Source organism: Streptomyces yangpuensis (assembly GCF_001005295.1).
GTDB lineage: Bacteria > Actinomycetota > Actinomycetes > Streptomycetales > Streptomycetaceae > Streptomyces > Streptomyces yangpuensis.
In genome coordinates this window covers 167,006-185,705 of sequence record NZ_LBMK01000002.1, presented here as the reverse complement: position 1 = coordinate 185,705, position 18,700 = coordinate 167,006, and the positions used below count along the sequence as shown (strand labels likewise).

At 73.7% G+C, this 18,700-nt stretch carries 18 protein-coding genes and 1 pseudogene; 7 read left to right on the top strand and 12 right to left on the bottom strand.

Annotated elements, in window-relative coordinates:
* Nucleotides 1-303: 303 nt before the first annotated feature.
* The 5 genes from AAT21_RS06210 to AAT21_RS06190 form a co-directional block, all read right to left on the bottom strand.
* Entirely contained in the window at nt 304-1,284 is a 981-nt protein-coding gene (locus AAT21_RS06210) for a helix-turn-helix domain-containing protein (protein WP_046775763.1), read from the bottom strand.
* 123 nt (nt 1,285-1,407) lie between these two features.
* On the bottom strand, nt 1,408-4,119 hold the full coding sequence (locus AAT21_RS06205; protein ID WP_046775762.1) for a helix-turn-helix transcriptional regulator: 2,712 nt from the start codon (nt 4,117-4,119) through the stop codon (nt 1,408-1,410).
* A 130-nt stretch (nt 4,120-4,249) separates the two neighbouring features.
* On the bottom strand, nt 4,250-4,828 hold the full coding sequence (locus AAT21_RS06200) for a GNAT family N-acetyltransferase (RefSeq protein WP_046775761.1): 579 nt from the start codon (nt 4,826-4,828) through the stop codon (nt 4,250-4,252).
* A gap of 129 nt (nt 4,829-4,957) precedes the next feature.
* Entirely contained in the window at nt 4,958-5,224 is a 267-nt protein-coding gene (locus tag AAT21_RS06195; RefSeq protein WP_046775760.1) for a DUF4235 domain-containing protein, read from the bottom strand.
* Nucleotides 5,225-5,440: 216 nt separating this feature from the next.
* Nucleotides 5,441-6,148 (bottom strand): TetR/AcrR family transcriptional regulator, encoded by a 708-nt coding sequence (locus AAT21_RS06190; RefSeq protein ID WP_046775759.1) that lies wholly within the window; start codon nt 6,146-6,148, stop codon nt 5,441-5,443.
* A 114-nt stretch (nt 6,149-6,262) separates the two neighbouring features.
* Between AAT21_RS06190 and AAT21_RS06185 the strand changes: the two genes are divergently transcribed.
* Together AAT21_RS06185 and bla are read left to right on the top strand one after the other, a co-directional pair.
* Complete coding sequence (locus AAT21_RS06185; RefSeq protein WP_235438700.1) at nt 6,263-7,552, top strand: saccharopine dehydrogenase family protein; 1,290 nt, start codon at nt 6,263-6,265, stop codon at nt 7,550-7,552.
* A gap of 123 nt (nt 7,553-7,675) precedes the next feature.
* Entirely contained in the window at nt 7,676-8,542 is an 867-nt protein-coding gene (gene bla, locus AAT21_RS06180; protein WP_235438699.1) for a class A beta-lactamase, read from the top strand.
* 30 nt (nt 8,543-8,572) lie between these two features.
* Here bla and AAT21_RS38675 read toward each other — a convergent pair.
* Nucleotides 8,573-8,689 (bottom strand): annotated as a pseudogene (locus tag AAT21_RS38675) (UdgX family uracil-DNA binding protein); the annotation flags it as partial.
* A gap of 92 nt (nt 8,690-8,781) precedes the next feature.
* Here AAT21_RS38675 and AAT21_RS06175 point away from each other — a divergent pair.
* The 3 genes from AAT21_RS06175 to AAT21_RS06165 all read left to right on the top strand — a co-directional run bounded on the left by AAT21_RS06175 (nt 8,782) and on the right by AAT21_RS06165 (nt 11,730).
* Complete coding sequence (locus AAT21_RS06175; RefSeq protein WP_046775757.1) at nt 8,782-9,531, top strand: DUF72 domain-containing protein; 750 nt, start codon at nt 8,782-8,784, stop codon at nt 9,529-9,531.
* A 316-nt stretch (nt 9,532-9,847) separates the two neighbouring features.
* Nucleotides 9,848-10,627, top strand: coding sequence for an SAM-dependent methyltransferase (locus AAT21_RS06170; RefSeq protein ID WP_235438698.1), 780 nt, complete (start codon nt 9,848-9,850; stop codon nt 10,625-10,627).
* A complete protein-coding gene (locus AAT21_RS06165; protein ID WP_046775755.1) occupies nt 10,624-11,730 on the top strand; it encodes a terpene synthase family protein in 1,107 nt (368 codons plus the stop codon). Before AAT21_RS06170 ends, AAT21_RS06165 begins: the two co-directional genes overlap by 4 nt.
* A gap of 75 nt (nt 11,731-11,805) precedes the next feature.
* On the opposite strand, the gene AAT21_RS06160 is transcribed toward AAT21_RS06165, so the two are convergent.
* From AAT21_RS06160 to AAT21_RS06135, 6 genes are all read right to left on the bottom strand, one after another.
* The gene (locus AAT21_RS06160; RefSeq protein ID WP_046775754.1) at nt 11,806-13,224 is read right to left on the bottom strand and encodes a cytochrome P450; all 1,419 of its coding nucleotides are present in this window, start codon (nt 13,222-13,224) and stop codon (nt 11,806-11,808) included.
* A complete protein-coding gene (locus AAT21_RS06155) occupies nt 13,221-13,841 on the bottom strand; it encodes a GTP-binding protein (protein WP_046775753.1) in 621 nt (206 codons plus the stop codon). The genes AAT21_RS06160 and AAT21_RS06155 overlap by 4 nt, the downstream gene beginning before the upstream one ends.
* On the bottom strand, nt 13,822-14,181 hold the full coding sequence (locus AAT21_RS06150) for a DUF742 domain-containing protein (protein WP_046775752.1): 360 nt from the start codon (nt 14,179-14,181) through the stop codon (nt 13,822-13,824). Before AAT21_RS06150 ends, AAT21_RS06155 begins: the two co-directional genes overlap by 20 nt.
* Nucleotides 14,178-14,582 carry a roadblock/LC7 domain-containing protein gene (locus AAT21_RS06145; RefSeq protein ID WP_200904340.1) on the bottom strand — a complete coding sequence of 135 codons (405 nt, stop codon included), beginning with the start codon at nt 14,580-14,582 and terminating at the stop codon, nt 14,178-14,180. The genes AAT21_RS06150 and AAT21_RS06145 overlap by 4 nt, the downstream gene beginning before the upstream one ends.
* Nucleotides 14,583-14,588: 6 nt before the next feature.
* Entirely contained in the window at nt 14,589-16,121 is a 1,533-nt protein-coding gene (locus AAT21_RS06140; RefSeq protein ID WP_046775750.1) for a sensor histidine kinase, read from the bottom strand.
* 533 nt (nt 16,122-16,654) lie between these two features.
* Nucleotides 16,655-17,278 (bottom strand): TetR/AcrR family transcriptional regulator, encoded by a 624-nt coding sequence (locus tag AAT21_RS06135; RefSeq protein ID WP_046775749.1) that lies wholly within the window; start codon nt 17,276-17,278, stop codon nt 16,655-16,657.
* Between the two features lie 104 nt (nt 17,279-17,382).
* Here AAT21_RS06135 and AAT21_RS06130 point away from each other — a divergent pair, with 104 nt between their 5' ends.
* Complete coding sequence (locus AAT21_RS06130; protein WP_046775748.1) at nt 17,383-18,171, top strand: SDR family NAD(P)-dependent oxidoreductase; 789 nt, start codon at nt 17,383-17,385, stop codon at nt 18,169-18,171.
* A 145-nt stretch (nt 18,172-18,316) separates the two neighbouring features.
* Complete coding sequence (locus AAT21_RS06125; RefSeq protein WP_063838068.1) at nt 18,317-18,646, top strand: hypothetical protein; 330 nt, start codon at nt 18,317-18,319, stop codon at nt 18,644-18,646.
* Nucleotides 18,647-18,700 lie beyond the last annotated feature (54 nt).

Below are 18,700 nucleotides of genomic sequence, written 5' to 3'. Positions count from 1 at the left end.
GCCGACCTCGTCCTGCGCAACGCGAAGGTCTTCACGGGGGGACCCGGCCCGTCCCCGGGCCCGTGCCCTCGCCGTCAAGGACGGCCGGATCCTGGCCCTCTGCTGCGACGAGCGCGAGCTCGCCGGGCTCGTCGGCCCGCCACCCTGGTCGTCGACGCGCTCGGCCGCCGGGTCGTCCCCGGGGCGGACCTGGCCGCCATCGAGGCGGCCGTGCCCGTCGGCGCGGCGTGCAGCTGCGCGATGTCGGGCGGCAGGCGGGCGTGCGCCGCACCCTGTGAGCCGACCGGCACCGCCTCTCCTCCGTCAGGCCGCGTCCGGGTCCGGTCCGTTCCGGGTCCGGGCGTCGGCCTGCCACTGCCTGGGTGACATCCCGTAGGCGGTGCGGAAGGCCCGGCTGAAATGGGAGGGGCTGACGAAACCCCAGCGCTGGGCCACCGCCGAGACGGGCACGGTGGCGCCAGGGGGACGGGACAGCTCGCGCCGGCACCGCTCCAGCCGTTCCCGGTGGATCCAGCGGCCCACCGTGGTCCCGTCGGAGCGGAACAGCTTGTGCAGGTAGCGCACGGAGACGTGGTGCGCCGCCGCGATCCGCTGCGGCGAGAGCCCGGGGTCGCCGAGGTGGCACAGGACGTACTCCTTGACGCGGGCCAGCATGCCGCGGGCCGCCTCCGGCGCCTGCGGGTCCAGCAGTCCCCGGCGTTCACGGACCAGCACGGCCAGCAGGTCGGCCGTGGTGAGGGCGAGCTGGTGGCCCGTGTACGGGTCGAAGTCCCCGGCCTGCTCGGCCAGCCGGGCCAGATATCCGGCGACCAGCCCCGACGTGCCGGAACTGCCGCTGAACAGGGTTCCGGTGACGGCCCTCAGGTCGTCCTCGGAGACTCCCAGCCCCTGCTTCGGCACCCGGAACGCGGTGAAGCGGAAGTCGTCCGGCTGTTCCCTGCGGTAGGGCCGCCCGGCGTCCGAGCAGGTGAAGGTGCCCGGTCGTACCAGGGCCTGCCGGCCGTCCTGGGTGAGCCGGGCGGTACCCCGCTGGTGGAGGGTGACGGTCAGGTACTCCGCACCGCCCTGCGCGATCCGGCGCTCGCTGCGCGACACCGTCTGCGGGCCGGCCTCGACCACGGAGATCTGCAGCGGTCCGAGCCGCCGGCTGGCGATCGTCCCCGCCGAGGGCTCGCGTTCGTGCAGGACGACGTCGAGCGGGATGAAAGTGCCGGACACCAGGGTGTGCCAGTACTCCGCCCGATCGGTGGGCGACAGCGGCGAGGTGGACACGACGTCGGGCATGGGGGGCTCCGGGTGCGGTGCGGTCGTTGCTGTTCCCCACTCTCGGACCGGGCGGCACCGCTGCCATCCGTCACATGACTTGCGCGGTGGCCGGACGCCTCAGTCGCCCGGCTCCCGTATGCCTCAGTCGCCCGGCTCCCGTTCGACGATGTCGCGCAGCTGACCGCGCGAGGTCACCCCCAGGGCCGGGAAGGCCTGGTAGAGGTGCGTGCCCACGGTCCGGGGCGAGAGGAAGAGCCGCTCGCCGATCTCCCGGTTGGTCAGGCCCTGCGCTGCCAGCCTGACGATCCGCTGCCGCTGCGGTGTCAGGGACCGCAGAGCGCTGGGGCGGGCCGGCTCGACGACCACGCCGGCCGCCCGCAGCTCGGCCTCGGCCCGCTCGCCCCAGGGCGCGGCGCCCAGCCCTTCGAAGATCTCGCGCGCCTTGGTGAGGGCCGCACGGGCCTCGGCGATCTGCCGCTGCCGGCGCAGCCACTCGCCGTACTCCAGCCAGATCTGACCGCGTTCGAACGGCCACCGCTGTCCGGCCGGTTCCTCCAGCGCCTCGCGGAAGCACGCGTCGGCTTGGGCCGGTCCGGCCAGCAGGGCCTCGGCCCGCAGCAGGATCTGCCGCAGCCGCGGCGAGGCCCCGCCGCCGACCGCGGCCCCGACCCGTTCCAGGACACGGTGGGCGTCGTCGGCCCGGCCGGTGAGCACGGCCGCGGCCGCGAGGTCCGCGACGGCGTAGCAGGACAAGTGGTAGTGGGCGGGCTCCCCCGATCCGTCGAAGAGCGCCCGCAGGTGGTGGTGGGCGGTGACGTGGTCGCCGAGGGCCGTGGCGGCGAAGGCGGCGGCCCTGCGGGCGCGGACCGTGGTGGCCAGCGCGCAGGCCGGTTCGGTGACGGCCAGCACCGCGGCCGCGTGCCGCCGGGCGGCCCCGGTCTCCCCGGTCAGGGCGCACAGGGTCGCAAGGACGGCGAGCGCGCGTACGGTTCCGAGGTTGCGCTGCCCGGCGAGGGCCCGGTCCGCGAGCCGTTCGACGCCGAGGCGGGCGTCGGCCCACCGGCCGCCGTCGAGGTTGGCCAGGGCCAGGTCGGCGGCGGTGGTTCCGGCGTGGAAGTCCGCCGCGTCCTCCCACTGCGGGTTCACCACGTCGCCCAGCAGGCTCACCGCGGTCTCGGTCTCGTCGAGCAGCATGCACAGGACCCCGAGGGTGTGCTTCTGAGTGGGGATCAGGCCGGGGGCCGTGGTGACGGCAGGCAGCCGGCCGCGCACCTCCTCGCCGTACAGGAAGGGGTCGGTGACGCCGATGTCCCAGAGGTGGAAGGGGTGCGTGTCCATCCCCTCGGCGCCGGAGCGGGCGGCCAGCATCGGCCGGACCCGCTCGCGCTGGGCGGGGATGCCCGAGTGGTGGACGATGCCTGTCGCGATGGTGGAGACCCCGCCGTCGATCTGCGCCGCCCCGGGCAGCTCGTCCGGTACGACCAGGCAGAACGCCCGCTCCATCCGCAGCATCAGCATCTCGACGAGCCCGCTGAAGGCCGATATCCAGCGCAGCGCGTCCGGGTCCGTGTCGAGCCGCGAGGCCCGTGCGGCGAGCTCCTCGGCCCTGGCGATGTCGCCCGCGACGACGGCCGCGTACGCCGCGGTCGCCTGCAGGCGCGCCCGTTCGGTCGGGGCCGGGTGCAGTTCCGCGGCCCGCTCCAGCCCGGCCAGCGCCTCGGCGACGGCGCCCCGGCCGAGCGCCCGCACGGCCGCGGCCTCCAGGGCGAGGGCGACCGGCTCCTCGGGGGTCACGGTGGCGGCCGACAGCTGCCAGGCGCGGCGGTCGGGGTCACCGGCGAGGGCGTCCGCGAGGGCCAGGTGGGCGCGGCGCCGCTCGGTGAAGGGGGCGGAGCCGTAGACCGCCGAACGGATCAGGGGGTGGCAGAAGTCGATGCGGTCGGCGTGCAGCCGTACCAGCCCGGCCCGTTCGGCCGGCAGCCACACCTCGGTGCCGGATCCGGCCGGCAGTGCGGCCAGTACGTCGGCCAGGCCCGCGCCGTCGGCGGCGGCCGCGACCATCAGGGCCTCGCGCGTCGCCGCGGGCAGCTCGTCCACCCGGGCGGCGAAGGTCCGCTCCAGCAGGTCGGTGACGGGCACGGGCACAGGTCCCGCGGCGGGCAGCCGGCCGTCCCGGGCCACGGAACGGGCCAGTTCCACCAGGGCGAGGGGGTTGCCGGCAGCGGTGGCGAGCACGTGGCTCCGGGTCGGGCCGACGGGCGGATCCGGCTGGGTGCCGAGCAGTTCCTCCGCCTCGGCGGGGGCGAGCGGGGACACCACGACCTGCGGGACGGAGGGGTCGAGCCAGTCGGGGCGGTGGGAGCCGCGGACCGCGACGAGCAGCGCGATCGACTCGCCGGCGAGGCGCCGGGCGAGGAACCCGAGCACCTGGCGGCTTCCGTGGTCGAGCCACTGGGCGTCGTCCACGGCGAGCAGCAGCCGGCCGGTGGAGGCGACCTGCGAGGTGAGGGTCAGGACGGCCAGGCTCATCATCATGAGGTCGGGCGGCGCGGGGTCGTCGCCGAGCCCGAAGGCGGCGAGCAGCGCGGTGCGTTGGCGGACCGGCAGGGCGTCCGCCCCGTCCAGTACGGGGTGCAGCAGCTGGTGCAGGCCGGCGAAGGCGAGTTCGGTCTCGGCGGCGTTGCCACGGACTCGCAGCACCCGGGTCCCGGCGTGCCGGGCCTCGTCGACCGTGGTGTCCAGCAGCAGGGTCTTGCCGACCCCGGGCTCTCCGAGCAGCAGGACGGACGCTGCCGTCGTACGCGGTGAGAGCGCTTCGGCGATGGCCGCCCGTTCTTCCTGACGACCGATCAACTCTGAGCTCCTGGAACGTTCCGCGCACGGTGGGGCCGTCCGCGGACAAGGAGGCGGACGGCACCGCCGGAGCATAAACCGGAGTGCGCGGTTCGACGAATTCGACGGAGCCGACGGAAAGGGAGCGCTCTCACCGCAGATCCTGCCGTGGCCGCCAACACGGTCGGGCAGAGGGGGCGACCGGGGAGCGCACGCCGAACCACTGCTCGGCGCCGAACTCCTCGAACCGCTCCACCTCCGTGAAGCCGAGCTTCGCCGCGAGGCGCATGGAACGGTCGTTGGCGCTCCGGGTGCACAGGACCACGGGCTCGCCGGGGCACACCGCGGTGAACCAGTCGAGGGCCGCCGCGCACGCCTCTGCCGCGTAGCCGCGGCCCCAGACGTGCGGGAGGAAGGTGTAGCTCAGTTCGGTCTCCCCGGCGTCTGGACGGACGTGCCCCGGCCTGCTCGTGTCGCGCGGGTCGAGCGTGATCATGCCGATCATCGTCCCGTCGAGCTCGATCACGAAGAATCCCGGGCGCCGCCCGGGCACCTCGGGCATCGCGCGGTCCAGCTCGTCACGCGGGCGGGGGCCACCGAGGTACGTGCGTACCTCCGGCGAGGCGAACAGCTCGATGAACGCCGGGCGGTCCCGGGCGTCGGATTCGCGGAGCACGAGCCGCTCGGTCCGTAGGGCAGTCGGCCAGGCGACGTGTTCGAGGGCGCTCATGGCGGGCAACGTATCGCACGCCCGTGCGGGGCGTCGCGGTCCGCAGCCCCGCGCTCACGGTGGGCACGCGCCGGCACTCACTCACGGTCCGGCCGCGCCGAGGCACAGGTGGTTACGCGCCGGAGCCGGTCAGTCCGGCCAGGTGCCGGTGAGGCGCCTGACGGCCACGGCACCGCCGCGGTCGATGGCCGCCTTGACCAGGGCGAAGACGGCGCCCTGCAGCGTCGCGGCGATGAGGATCTCGCGCCACGACCGGTCCTCGTCGGTGGCGTTCGGTGCGTCACCCTCGTGGCCGAGCCGCATCCACAGCTGTTTGAACGCGATGCCGGCCAGCGCGCCTCCGAGGGCGCCGAGGGCCATCCCCACGGGCTTGTACGCGACGGTCGAGGCCTTCATCGGTTCCTCCCGGGCGGTTCCATGCTCTGTTCCGCGTCCTGTTCCGCGTTCTGTTCCGCGTTCTGTTCCGCCCTTGCGCCTGCCCGGTCCGGCGCCGGGCTAACACACAGGGGGGCACCGTTGGCCGGGCGTGGCGCCGGGGGCAGACGCGGAGGGGGCCGGCAGTGCGTGCCCGGACTGCCGATGCCCGGGACCCCGCCCGGGCCCCGCCCCGGCTCAGTCCCCGGCGTCCGCCAGTTGCCGCTCCGCCGTCTCCAGCAGCATCTCCAGGGCGACCGGGTAGGCGCTGTGGGGCATCCGGGATGCCAGCAGCCCCGCGGTGGCCGCGATGTTCGGGTAGTCGTCGGCCGGCAGGCGGGCGTACGTCGACTCCCAGCGCTCCTCGTCGGACGCGCGTGCCTCGTCCGTCAGGGCGAGGGGGCCCGCGTCGAGGGCCGCGAAGGCCAGGCTCTGGTCGATGTAGGCGTGGTAGATCCGCACCGCGTCCTCGTCGCCGAACCCGGCACCGCGCAGGATGCCCAGGATCGCCTCGTCGGCCGCGATCTCCCGCGGGCGGCCGGTGACCCGGCTCGTGGTCAGCAGGGCGGCCTGCGGGTGGGCGAGGTAGGCGCCGTGGATGCGCAAGCCCAGGGCGCGCAGGTCGTCGCGCCACCGTCCGGTGGGGGCCCAGCCGGCGAGCGCCCGGCCGATCAGCTCCTCGCCCATGGCGAGGGTGAGCCCGTCCATGCCCTCGAAGTACCGGTAGAGGGTGCTGGGGTCCGCGCCCAGGGCCGCGCCGAGGCGCCGGGCGGACAGGCCCGCGCTGCCGTGCTCGCGCACCATCCGCAGCGCCGTCTCGACGATCAGCTTCTCGGAGAGCACCGTCCCCTGCCGCGTCGGCCGGCGCCGCCTGCGGGCCTCCTCCGGGACCACGGCCTTCGCCATCTCCGCCCTCCTCCGTGACGCGCCGGTCTTATGCCAACACCATTGACCTTAACTCGGGACGCCCGGTTCCATCAGCCCTCTGAGGCGGACGCCTCACCGGGAAAGGACCGAGCCATGCGTGTTCTGCTTGTGGGTGCCGGCGGTGTCGGGAGCGCGATCACCAAGATCGCGGCCCGCCGTGGCTTCTTCGACCACTTCGTCGTCGCCGACTACGACCTGGCCCGCGCGGAGGCCGCCGTCGCGGTCCTGGGCGCCGGCGAGCAACGGTTCAGCGCGTGCCGTGTCGACGCCTCCGACGAGGCGGCGGTGACGGAGCTGCTCACCGAACGCGGCTGCGACGTACTGATGAACGCCACCGACCCACGCTTCGTGATGCCCCTGTTCGACGCCGCGCTGGCGGCGGGCAGCCACTACGTCGACATGGCGATGTCCCTCTCCCGCCCGCACCCGGACGACCCGCACGGCGAGTGCGGGGTGAAGCTCGGCGACGAGCAGTTCGAACGGGCCGCGGAGTGGGAGAAGTCGGACCGCATGGCGCTGGTCGGCATGGGTGTCGAGCCCGGGCTGTCGGACGTCTTCGCCCGTTACGCAGCCGACGAGCTCTTCGACGACATCGAGGAGATCGGCATCCGCGACGGAGCGAACCTGACCGTCGAGGGCTACGACTTCGCCCCGTCCTTCAACATCTGGACGACGATCGAGGAGTGCCTGAACCCACCGGTGGTGTACGAGAGCGAGCGCGGCTGGTTCACCACCGAGCCGTTCAGCGAGCCGGAGGTCTTCGACTTCCCCGAGGGCATCGGGCCGGTCGAGTGCGTCAACGTGGAGCACGAGGAGGTCCTTCTCGTGCCGCGCTGGGTCGGGGCCCGCCGGGTCACCTTCAAGTACGGCCTCGGCGACGACTTCATCGGCAAGCTCAAGGCGCTGCACGCGCTGGGCCTGGACTCCACCGTCCGGGTCCCGGTCCGCGGCGAGGACGGCGCCGAGGTCCGCGTCTCGCCGCGCGACGTGGTCGCCGCCTGCCTGCCCGACCCGGCGACGCTCGGGGACCGTATGACGGGGAAGACCTGCGCCGGCACCTGGGTCAAGGGCACCAGGGACGGCCTGCCGCGCGAGGTGTACCTCTACCACGTGGTCGACAACCAGTGGTCCATGCGTGAGTACGGCTCGCAGGCTGTCGTCTGGCAGACCGCCGTCAACCCGGTGGTGGCTCTCGAACTGCTCGCGACCGGCGTGTGGTCCGGGTCCGGTGTCCTGGGCCCCGAGGCCCTGCCGCCGCTCCCGTTCCTCGACCTGCTGACGGCGTACGGCTCCCCCTGGGCGGTGCGCGAGCAGGGCCCCACCCACGCCTCGGCCCCGGCCCCGGCCCCGGCTCCGGCTCCGGCTCCGGCTCCGGCCCACTGACCGGAGCACGGGACGCAACCGGATTGATCTTCTTCGGCGTCTTTGCCGCCACGTGACCGTCAAAGGGAGAGGAGAGGCGACGTGGAGCAGACCCGTCGTGCATTACTGACTCTGGGAGCGGGAGTGGCGCTGACCGCGGCGCTGCCGGCGGGCGCGGCCCGTGCGGCGACGCCCGGTGCGGAGGGCGGGGGCGGGGCCGTCCGGCAGCTGCGCGCGCTGGAGCGCGAGTACGGCGCACGGGTGGGGGCGTACGCGCGGGACACGGGCACGGGCCGGACGGTGCGGTACCGCGCCGACGAGCTGTTCCCCATGTGCTCGGTGTTCAAGACACCGGCCGCGGCGGCCGTGCTGCGGGACCTGGACCGTGACGGCGAGTTCCTCGCCCGGCGGATCCACTACTCGCAAGGCGACGTCACCTCCGCGGGCGGCGGCCTGGTGACCGAACGGCCCGAGAACATCGCCGGCGGACTGACGGTGGCCGAGCTGTGCTCGGCGGCCATCGCCCAGAGCGACAACTGCGCCGCGAACCTGCTGCTGCGCGAGCTGGGCGGGCCCACGGCGATCACCCGGTTCTGCCGCTCCCTCGGGGACCGCACGACACGGCTCGACCGCTGGGAGCCGGAGCTGAACTCGGCCGAGCCGTCGCGGGTGACCGACACGACCAGCCCCCGGGCCATCGCCCGTACCTACGGGCGGCTCGTGCTCGGCGACGCGCTCGCCCCGCGGCACCGGGAGCTCCTGACGCGCTGGCTGGTGTCCAGCACGACGAGCGTCGACCGGTTCCGTGCCGGCCTGCCCCGCGACTGGGTGATCGGGGACAAGACGGGCGCCGGGTCGTACGGGACCAACAACAACGTGGGCATCGCCTGGCCTCCGGGCCGGCCGCCCCTGGAGCTCGCCGTGCTGACCACCATGGCGGAGCCCGCCGCGCCGCGCCGGAACGCCCTGGTGGCGAAGGCCGCCGCCGCTCTGGCGGCAGCCCTTTCCTGAGGCTCCCGCGCCGGTGGCCACCCTCGCGGGTCACTCCAGCACGGTGGCGGCCACCGAGAGGTCCGCCACCAGACCCGCGAAGGCGGCCTCGCGGTCGTCGGCCCGCAACACCGCCGGGGGGTGGACCGTCGCCGTCCCGCGGCCGGGACCGCGGGGCGGCAGTCCCCTTCTGCCCGGCGCCCTCCTCCTCGAACCGGAGGTGGAGGTGTGCCGGACCGCGCGGCGGGCAGGCGCACGGCATGACCGTGCACGTCGGCACGTCCGGCTGGCAGTACCGCGACTGGGCGGGCGTCCTGTATCCGCCGGGCCGGCCGCAGCGCCTGTGGCTGGAGGAGTATGCCGCTCATTTCCGCACCGTGGAGAGCAACGCCGCCTTCTACCGGCTGCCGTCACCCGGAACGTTCGCCCAGTGGCGCGCCCGCACTCCGTCCGGTTTTGTCATGGCCGTCAAGGCCAGCCGCTTCCTGACGCACGTCAAACGCCTGCGCGAACCCGCCGAGCCGGTGGACCGGCTCATGGCGCACGCCGCCGCCCTCGGCGACCGGCTCGGACCGGTCCTGCTGCAGCTCCCGCCCACGCTGCGGGCCGACCCGGACGCACTCGACGCGTGTCTGGCCTGCTTTCCCGCCGGTACGCGCGTCGCGGTCGAACCCCGGCACGAGTCCTGGTGGACGGAGGAGGTGCGCTCGGTCCTGACCGGCCGCGGCGCGGCCCTGTGCTGGGCCGATCGCGGGTCCCGGCCCGTGACACCGCTGTGGCGCACCGCGGACTGGGGGTACGTACGGTTCCACGAGGGCCGTGCCCACCCGGCGCCCCGGTACGGCAGGACGGCCCTGCGCAGCTGGGCGGCCCGGATCGCGGACACCTGGCCGGCGAGCGCGGACGTCTTCGCGTACTTCAACAACGACCCGGGCGGGGCGGCCGTGACCGACGCCCGGACGTTCGTCCGGCTGGCGCCGTCCCCGGCGCGGGAGCACGCCCACGCATGACATCAACCAGCCTTCACAGCAAGGATCTTGACGGTACCGTGCTGCTCCGGCGGGCTGACGTGGTGCCTGTGAAGTGCCACGATGGTCCGTGCTTCAACAGTGTGCCGTTCGGGACGCCACGAGAGCGGCGCAGCGCGTCCCGGAGGGCGGCCCTACCCCACGAAAGGGCGGACACCCCATGTGCGTTACACCCTTCGTACGGACTTTATGCGGCGGACCCGGTGCGGCCGCAGACGACCCGGTGCGGCTCTACTACAGCCGCAAGACACAGGAGATACTGCACAAGTACGGTCCTGGCCCACGCGTCCATTTCCACGTGGGGCTGTACCCGGACGGTCCACCTGAGACAACCGTCCCCCAGAACCTGCTGAAACAGGGCCTGTTCGCCGCTCAGGAGCGGATAGTCGACCACGCGGCCCGCACCTGGGGCGCGTACGAAGCGCCTCCCCGGCGCCTGCTCGACATCGGCTGCGGGCTCGGTGGTACGTCGCTCTACTGGGCCCAGGAGCACGGGACTTCGGTCACCGGCCTCACCGTCACACCCGAACACCTGCCCATCGTAAGGCACTTCGCCCTGCACAGCGGCGTCGCGGACCGTGTGAGACCCGTACTGGCGGACGTGCACGACCTGGACGAGACGCACGCGTACGACGCCGTCTACGCCAATGAGAGCAGCGGCTACACCGACCGGGCCCGCCTGTTCGAGGTCGTCGCCAGGGCCCTGGTGCCCGGCGGATGGTTCGGGATCCAGGAACACTTCGTGGGCGCCTCCGAATGGCGGGAGTTCATGGACGGCTACTACAGAACCCGGCTGGGCCGGCGCGGGGAGTACCTGGCCGCTGCCGAGGCGGCCGGCTTCGAGCTGGTGCAGGACGAGGACGTGACGGACGCGGTGGCGGAGTTCTGGATGCAGTCGATGGCGTGGAACACCGCCGAACTCGACCGGCTCGGAGCTGGCTCCGGCGCCGGGGCCGGAGCCTGGACGCACGACCGCCTCGAACAGTCGACGATCGCGCACAGCAAGTTCTTCCGGCTCTGGCGCGAACACGCGGTGGAGACAAGGCTGTTGCGCTTCCGGATCGGTGGTGGCCGATGACCGCACCGCCACGGCCCTCGCGCCTCGGTCCGGGCCTGCCGCCCTTCTACTGCCCCCTGCCGCGCGACCTCGTCCATCCCCGGGCGAAGGAGGTCGAGGCCCGGGCCGTCGAGTGGGTGGACGCCTTCGGCCTGTACCCGGATCCGGTCGAGCGGGCCTGGGGGCTCGCCACCCACAGCGCCGACTTCTCCTGCCGGATCGTCCCCGACGGGGACGTGGAGGCCGTGCTGCTGTTCACCGAGTGGAACTACTGGGCCAACGCCGTCGACGACTGGCAGGACTCCGGTTCCGACGACGCGGACACGGCGGCCGTCGTCGACCACGGGGTGCGGCTGCTGCGGACCGTCGAGGACCCCGCGGTGTCCGTACTGCCCGACGGGCCCATGACCCGGGCCCTGCTGGACCTGGTGGGCCGTACGCACGCCATGCTCACCCCCTACGAGCTGCGCAGGTTCGTCGAGGGGACCAGGGACTGGCTGCTCGGGGCGGCCTGGCGGGCCGCCCGCGCCGAGGCGGGCTCCATGCCGGGGCTGAACGACTTCGTCGCCATGGGGCCGCTGGCGAACGGCACCCGCTTCTCGCTGACCTGGTCGGACGTCGCCCGCGGGGACCGGCTGCCGGCGGACGTCCTGTGCTCCCCCGCGCTGACGGCCCTGACGGACGCGGCCGGTTTCGTCGTCAGCGCGGACAACGACCTGTTCTCCTACGACAAGGACGACCATCTGGAGCCGCGCGAGGTGAACCTCGTCAACGTTCTCGCCCACCAGGAGGGCTGCTCCCCTGCCGAGGCGGTACCGCTCGCCGTGGCCCTGCGTGACCGGGTGATGGTCCTCTTCACCGGGCTGCGGGCCCGGCTGGCGGACGAGGCGTGCCACGGGGACGGCGCACTGCACCGTCACCTCGCGGCGCTGGGCCACTACGTGGCCGGCTCCATCGCCTGGCAGGCCGGTGCGCCCCGGTACGCCAGTCCGCGCAACCGCTACGAACTGCCCGTGCCCGAGGCCCGGTTCGCGCTCCGGTACGCAGAGCACCCGAGCACCGCCGGGGCCGAGGCCCCGGTGCCACCGGCCCTGGCGTCCTGGTGGCGGCAGCTCCACGGCTGAGCGGTACGCCGAGGTCCCCGGCCGCACCGGCCGGGGACCTCGGGCGTGTGGCACCGGTCGGCCCGTCGGGCCGGGTCAGCGGCGGCCGAGCAGCCGGCGCCACCAGCTGACACCACGGCGCCTGCGGCCGCCGCCGGGCACCGGCGGCGCGGGGGGCGCCGCCGGCTGCGGCGGGATCACCGGGTGGACGGGGTGCCCGGCCGGCTGCTCCACCGGGAGCTGCGGGGCCGGGGCCGGGGGCGCCGTGGAGCGCGGGGCGAACCGTACCGGCAGCGACAGCAGGTGACGGGACATGAGGGTGCCCCGCCACTGGAGCTCGGTCACGTCGACCGCCAGCTGGAGGTCGGGCAGCCGGTCCAGCAGGACCTCGATGCCGGTGTCCGCGATGGCTCGCCCGATGTCCTGGCCCGGGCATTCGTGCGGACCGCTGCTGAAGGCCAGGTGGGAGCGGTTGCCGTGGAGGGAGGCGGCCGGATCGGGCCGGATCTGGGGGTCGGCGTTGCCCGCGGCCAGACCGAGCAGGATCATGTCCCCGGCCTTGATCTGCCGGCCTCCGAGCACGGTGTCGCCGGTGGCCCAGCGGCCGATGATCGTGTTGATCGGCGGGTCGTCCCAGAGGACCTGCTCCAGTGCGTCGGGCAGGGTCATGTGGCCTCCGGAGAGGCTTGCCCGGAAGCGCGGGTCGGTCAGGACGGTGCGCAGCGTGTTGGCGATCAGGTTGGCGGTGGTCTCGTAGGCCGCGATGAGCACGACGCGCAGGTGCATGAGCACTTCGGTGTCGGTCAGGTCCGCGGGGTGCTCGATCAGCCAGGAGGCGAGGTCGCGGGCGGGTTTGGCCTTGCGCTCGACGACCAGGTTCTCCAGCGTGGTGGTGACGTAGCGGTCGCTCTGGAGGGCCGTCTCCGTCCCCTGGAGCATGTCGCGTGCCGCGTTGACCAGCAACGGGCCGTGCTCGTCGGGCGCGCCGATGAGCTGGGTCATGACCAGCATGGGGAGCTGGTCGGAGAAGGCGGGCACCAGGTCCGCGTACCCCTCGGCGGCGATCTGGTCGACGAGGTGGTTGGCGAAGCGGGTGACGTAGCGGCGGATGCCGCGCTTGTCGAAGCGTTCCAGGGACTCCACGACGGCGGAGCGCAGTCGCTCGTGGACGGGGCCGTCGGTGAAGTTGCAGACCGGTACCCAGGAGACCATGGGGCCGAGCGGGGTGTCGGCCGGCACCCGGCCCTCTCTCATGTCGCGCCAGCCCCGCGGATCGCGGGCGAACCGCGAGGTCGTGCGCGCGACGTCCAGGTTCTCCCGGTGGCCGAGGACCAGCCACGCCGGGAGGTCCCCGCTGACGAGCACCGGGGCCACCGGGCCGTGCTCGGCCCGCAGCTTCTCGTACAGGGCGAACGGGTCCGCCTGGGCCTCCGCTCCGTGCAGGCGGTACAGGCCGCCCGTGGTCGCCGCCATGTGGGCGGGGCACTCGGGCGGCGGGGGGGGGGTGGTGCTCACATTGCCTCCTGGGTGGCTGCCTGGGAGTGCAGGTAGCGCATGAGGGTCAGCAGGACGTCGCGGGACGATTCCCGCCTTCTGGCGTCGCAGGCGAGGATGGGGACGGCGGGCGGCAGGTCGAGGGCCTCGCGCAGTTCCTCCAGCGGATGCTCGGGGGCGCCGGGGAAGGAGTTGACGGCCACCACGAAGGGGACGCCGCGCTCCTCCAGCCGGCCGATGACGTCGAAGCTGATCTCCAGCCGACGGGTGTCGAGGAGTACGACGGCGCCGAGCGCGCCCTCGAAGAGCCCGCGCCACAGGAACCAGAAGCGTTCCTGGCCGGGTGTTCCGAACAGGTACAGCACGAGTTCGTCGTTGATGCTGATGCGGCCGAAGTCCATGGCCACGGTGGTGGTGATCTTGCGGGCGACGCCCCAGGTGTCGTCGACGCCGACTCCTGCCCGGGTCATCGTCTCCTCGGTCGTCAGCGGCTTGATCTCGCTGACGGCGCCGACCAGCGTCGTCTTGCCCACGCCGAAGCCGCCGACGATGACGACCTTCACGGCCGCCGCGGCCGAGTGCGGCAGGACGTCCGCCTCGCACGGCCCGGCGGGCGGGTCAGAGCTTCTGAAGTCCATCGATCACTGCCTCGATCAGAGCAAGGTCGGGTAGCTTCGCGGTGGGAATGGGCGGACGGACGTGCACGCGCTGAGCGGCCATCAGGTCGCCGACCAGCACGGTGACCACGCTCACGGGCAGGCCGGCGTACGCGGCGATCTCGGCCACCGACAGCGGTGACTGGCACATCCGCAGGATGGAGGCCTGCTCGGGCTGCATCTCGGGCCGGGGAGGCCCCTTGGCCACCACCAGGGTCACGAGGTCCAGCTGGACGGAGGTGGAGGGTCCACTGCGTCCGCCGGTGATGACGTAGAGCCGTTCCGGACTGCCGTCCTCCCAGCTTGAGGGCGGCTCTTTCACGCGGGCTGCCCGTCATGCCGGGGCGGGCTGCTCAGGTGGTCCCCCATTCGGGTCACCAGGTTGCGCATCTGCGCGCCCATCAGGCCCGCGTCGACGCCCTCGTCGGCCAGGACCGCGAGGTAGGAGCCGTCTCCGGCTGCCATGAGATAGAAGAACCCGCCGTCCATCTCGATCACGACCAGCCGCATTCTGCCCTCGGAGCTGGGCAGTTCGGCGGCCACCGCTCCGGCCAGGCTCTGCAGGCCCGCGCAGGCGGCCGCCAGGCGGTCGGCGGTGTCCGTCTCGGCGCCGTGCTGCGCCACGCAGAGCCCGTCCGCGGACAGCACGATCACGTGCCGCGTCTGCGGCACGCCGACGGCCAGGTCCTTGAGCATCCAGTCCATGCTGCTTCGCTGAGTCATCACTGTTTACGCCCCTTTGGTCGCTGAACCCGACGCGTCCTGGGCGCCCGGCGCGTCCTTGCCGGGCTCACCCGACAGGCCGCTGTGGAACGCCTCCAGCCACATTCCTGGGCCGTTGTCGTCCGCCGGCTGCGGCCTCGCGGCCGGCCGGACCTCGGTGGTGGTGAGACGGTCCTTCCGGCGCCGCTGCGGCAGGCCGGTCGCCGTACGTTCGGTGGTCGCCCCGTCGGCGACGGGCATCGGCCCGGGCGCCGGAGCCGGCGCGGGCCGGGGCACGGACACGCCGGCCGGCATCGCGTCGACGGGGTGTTCGCGCGGTGTGGCGGACACCGCTCTGGGCCCGGAGGAGGAGCCGATGCCGTGGGCGAGGCCGGTCGCCGCGGACGCGGTGGTGATCAGGTGCTGCGGCACGATGACCACGGCGCGGACACCGCCGTACGCGGAGGAGCGCAGGGACACCTGGAACCCGTACGCCTGGGCCAGCCGGCCGACGACCGCCAGGCCCAGCCGCGGTGTCTCGCCGAGGTCGTTGAGGTCGATGCCGGACTGGGCCTGCGCGAGCATCCTCTCGGCGCGTGCGCGGGCCTCCTCGCTCATGCTCAGGCCGCCGTCCTCGATCTCCACGGCGATGCCCGACTGCACCTCGACGGCGGTGAGGTGGACCCGGGTGTGCGGCGGGGAGTAGCGGGTGGCGTTGTCGAGCAGTTCCGCGAGGGTGTGGATCAGCGGTTCCACGACCGGGCCGACGACGGCGACCTCGGAGACCGAGTGGAGTTCCACCCGCTGGTAGTCGATGATCCGCGACATCGCGCCGCGCATGACGCTGTAGAGGGTGACGGCCCTGCTCCACTGGCGGCCGGGGCGGGAACCGCCGAGGACCGAGATGGAGTCGGCGAGCCTGCCGATGAGGGCGGTGCCGTGGTCCAGGCGCAGGAGGTCGCCGAACACGTCCGGGTTGCGGCCGTGCCGGTCCTCCATCTCACGCATCTCGTGCGCCTGCTGGTGGACGATCGCCTGCACGCGGCGGGCGACGTTGACGAAGGCGCGCTGTGCCGAGTCGCGCAGGCTCTCCTCGTTGTCGACGGCGTCGACAGCGTGGGCCAGTACGCCCTGCAGCGCGGTTCGGAAGCGGGGGGTGAGGGCGTCGTCGCTGCCCCAGCGGTTGCCCGGTCCGGCGCGGCCGCCCAGGGAGGTGAGCACCTCCTCGGCCGGCTCGCCGCGGCGCAGCCGGTCGATGGCCTCGGGGAGCACCACGGCGGACAGCCGGGTCGCCTCGGTCTCCTGGCGGGCCAGGGTGTGCTGGAGCGCGGCGATCCGGGCGGTGCGGTCGGCGAGCGCCCGGCCGCGCCGCAGGGCTTCGACGAACACGGCGGCGGCGCACAGGGCGCCCGCGGCGATCAGGACGGTGCCGACCGGCTCGGAGGAGGAAACAAGCGCCCCGACCAGGCAGACGGCGGCCAGGGAGGCGATCGCGGGCAGCGCCCGGCCTGCTCCCGCCTCCGGGCGGGCCGTTTCGGGTGGAATGTCTCTTTGCTCCATCGGCGTCCTCGAATTATCGGAAAAAGGTGACCTTCTGACCGGTCGGCGGGAGCATAACTACGCCCAACTGCCCGCACGTGCACTTTCGTTGGAGTTCATCGGACCGGAGGAACCGTTATGCGCCATCGATGGCGACGAATTCCGGCCCCGGCGGTGGACGGCGCTCGGCGGGCGGCGGCGTAAGGGGAGGTCGACGGCCCGCGGGGCCCCCGGCGGCACGGGCGCGCACCCCCGCGCCACCTCCGGCAGCGGCCGTACCGCCCGGTCGCGAAGTGGCGCCCCGGAGGGAAATGCGCTACGCCCTGTCGCCGAAGTAGCGCCGGCAGGCCCGCGGTGTCCGCTGCCGCGCCGCGCAAGGCGGAGGGGCGCCCGCGTACTGGGCGTACTCGGGCGCCCGGGCAACGCGGCGAGGTGCGGCACCGGGAGCCGCGGGCCAGGCGGGCTTCGACGACAGGACCCAGGGGCGTCCGGCCTGATCGGCGAGACACCCCCTACGGGTGCGGCGGCACCGGAGGTGCCACCACTTCGCGTGGTCAGGCGCCCGGGCGCGCCGCGTCACCGCGAGGGGCGGCGAGGCCGGTGAGCAGGACGTCGAGGGCGAGGTCGGTCGCCTCGGCCAGCGGGGTGTCCTCCAGCAGGGAGCCGACGGCGAGGGCCGCGAGGCCGTGCACGGTGGAGAAGGCGACCTGGGCGAGGCGGTCCGGCTCGCCCGCCCGTACGACTCCCTCCTGCTGGGCCAGGGCGATCAGCCCGGCGGCGATCCGCAGGCTCTGGTGGCCGAGTTCGCGCAGTTCGGTGCTGGAGTCGTCGGCGTGCTTGACCGTGAACATCAGGCTGAGCAGCGGGGCGTTCGCCACGGCGAACTCGATGTAGGCCCGCCCCATGCCGGCGAGCCGGGCGGTGACGGGGCCGGGTTCCTCGACGGCGGCCCGCAGGCCCTCGTTGAGGCGGGTGAAGCCGCCCACGGCGAGCGCGTCGAGCAGCGCCTGCCGGTCGCGGAAATGGCGGCCCGGCGCCGCGTGACTGACGCCGAGGTCCCGCGCGAGGGCACGGAGGGACAGGCTGTCCGCCCCCGTCGTGGCCAGGACGGCTTCCGCGCGCGCCAGCAGGGCCTCTCGGAGGTTGCCGTGGTGGTAGGGCGAATCGGCGTCGGCCAAGGCGGCCTCCCCTCGCTCGATGTTGTCATTGACAACAATGTTTGCTCTGTCTACATTTGAATTATCGTCCATCTCGGCCGGAACACCGGAACGGAGCGCCGACCATGTCTATGGCATACCGCGGAACCACAGCCCTGATCACCGGGGCGAGCGCCGGACTCGGCGTCGAGTTCGCCCGGCAGTGGGCGGAGCGCGGAGCCGACGTCGTCCTCGTCGCCCGCCGCATCGAGCGGCTGGAGGAGGTGGCGGCCGACCTCCGGCGCCGCTACGGAGGGCAGGCCCACGCGGTCGCCGCCGACCTCGCCCGGCCGGGTGCCGCGGCCGCGCTGCACGCGGAGCTCGACGGACTCGGGCTCACCGTGCACACCCTGATCAACAACGCCGGATTCGGCAGCCACGGCCCCTTCGCGGACCAGGACCCCACCCGGATCAGCGAGATGATCCAGCTCAACGTGACGGCGCTGACGGAGCTGACCAGGCAGTTCCTGCCGGACCTGACGGCCGGCGGCCGGGGCGCCCTCGTCACCGTCGCCAGCTCCGCCGCCTACCAGCCGACCCCGGCGATGGCGGTCTACGGGGCCACCAAGGCCTTCGTCCTGAACTTCACCGAGGCCGTCGCGTACGAGACGCGCGCCTCCTCGTTGAAGGTGCTCGCCGTCTCGCCCGGCCCGGTCCGTACGGAGTTCTTCGACGTCGTCGGCAGCCGGGACGCCGCCGTCGGGCGGATGGCCACCCCGGAGCAGGTCGTCACGGCGACCCGGCGGGCGCTGGAGCGCGACAGGACACCCCCCAGCATCGTCGTCGGCCTCGGCAACCGGCTCTCGGCCACGGCCTCCACGCTGGCCCCCCGCCGCCTGGCCCTGACGGTCGCGGGGCGGGCCCTCAAGGCGTGACGTGCCGGCCCGGGCGCGCCGCTCACCGGCCGCCCCCGAGGCGTCCGACGCGTCCGGCTCGTCCGGGCGGGCCGGCTGCCGCACACTGGTGTCCGGGTCCCCGACGGCGGGGCGCCCGGATCCGGCGGCCGCGGGGAGGCCCGGCATGGTCATCAGTCACCACCTCGCCGACGGCACGCTGCACGTGAGGATCCTGCACGAACTGCACGTCACCGACCGGGCCGCGGCCGCCCTGCAGATCGAATCCCTCGTCCATGCGCACCGCCCCGCACAGGTCACCGTCGAGCTGCCGAGCCGTTCCCCCTCCCCCATGACCTTCAGCGCGCTGGCCCGGGCCCGGCGGATGTGTCAGAGCCTCGGCATTCCTCTCACGGCGACCGGGCCCGGCGAAGAGGTCCCCCTGCCCCTCTTCGGCCAGGAGGCCGGCGTGGCCCGCCCCCGGCCGCTGGAACACGGCGCACGCCACGACCACTGACCGCTGACAGCCGGCCGCTTTCCGCCGTCATCCACCGCCTTGTACACGCTTGGT

Coding starts and splice junctions, on each gene's coding strand:
- AAT21_RS06210 (WP_046775763.1), bottom strand. CDS start 1,284: ATGCCCGACGTCGTGTCCACCTCGCCGCTGTCGCCCACCGATCGGGCG.
- AAT21_RS06200 (WP_046775761.1), bottom strand. CDS start 4,828: ATGAGCGCCCTCGAACACGTCGCCTGGCCGACTGCCCTACGGACCGAG.
- AAT21_RS06195 (WP_046775760.1), bottom strand. CDS start 5,224: ATGAAGGCCTCGACCGTCGCGTACAAGCCCGTGGGGATGGCCCTCGGC.
- AAT21_RS06190 (WP_046775759.1), bottom strand. CDS start 6,148: ATGGCGAAGGCCGTGGTCCCGGAGGAGGCCCGCAGGCGGCGCCGGCCG.
- AAT21_RS06185 (WP_235438700.1), top strand. CDS start 6,263: ATGCGTGTTCTGCTTGTGGGTGCCGGCGGTGTCGGGAGCGCGATCACC.
- AAT21_RS06175 (WP_046775757.1), top strand. CDS start 8,782: ATGACCGTGCACGTCGGCACGTCCGGCTGGCAGTACCGCGACTGGGCG.
- AAT21_RS06165 (WP_046775755.1), top strand. CDS start 10,624: ATGACCGCACCGCCACGGCCCTCGCGCCTCGGTCCGGGCCTGCCGCCC.
- AAT21_RS06155 (WP_046775753.1), bottom strand. CDS start 13,841: ATGGACTTCAGAAGCTCTGACCCGCCCGCCGGGCCGTGCGAGGCGGAC.
- AAT21_RS06145 (WP_200904340.1), bottom strand. CDS start 14,582: ATGACTCAGCGAAGCAGCATGGACTGGATGCTCAAGGACCTGGCCGTC.
- AAT21_RS06140 (WP_046775750.1), bottom strand. CDS start 16,121: ATGGAGCAAAGAGACATTCCACCCGAAACGGCCCGCCCGGAGGCGGGA.
- AAT21_RS06130 (WP_046775748.1), top strand. CDS start 17,383: ATGTCTATGGCATACCGCGGAACCACAGCCCTGATCACCGGGGCGAGC.
- AAT21_RS06125 (WP_063838068.1), top strand. CDS start 18,317: ATGGTCATCAGTCACCACCTCGCCGACGGCACGCTGCACGTGAGGATC.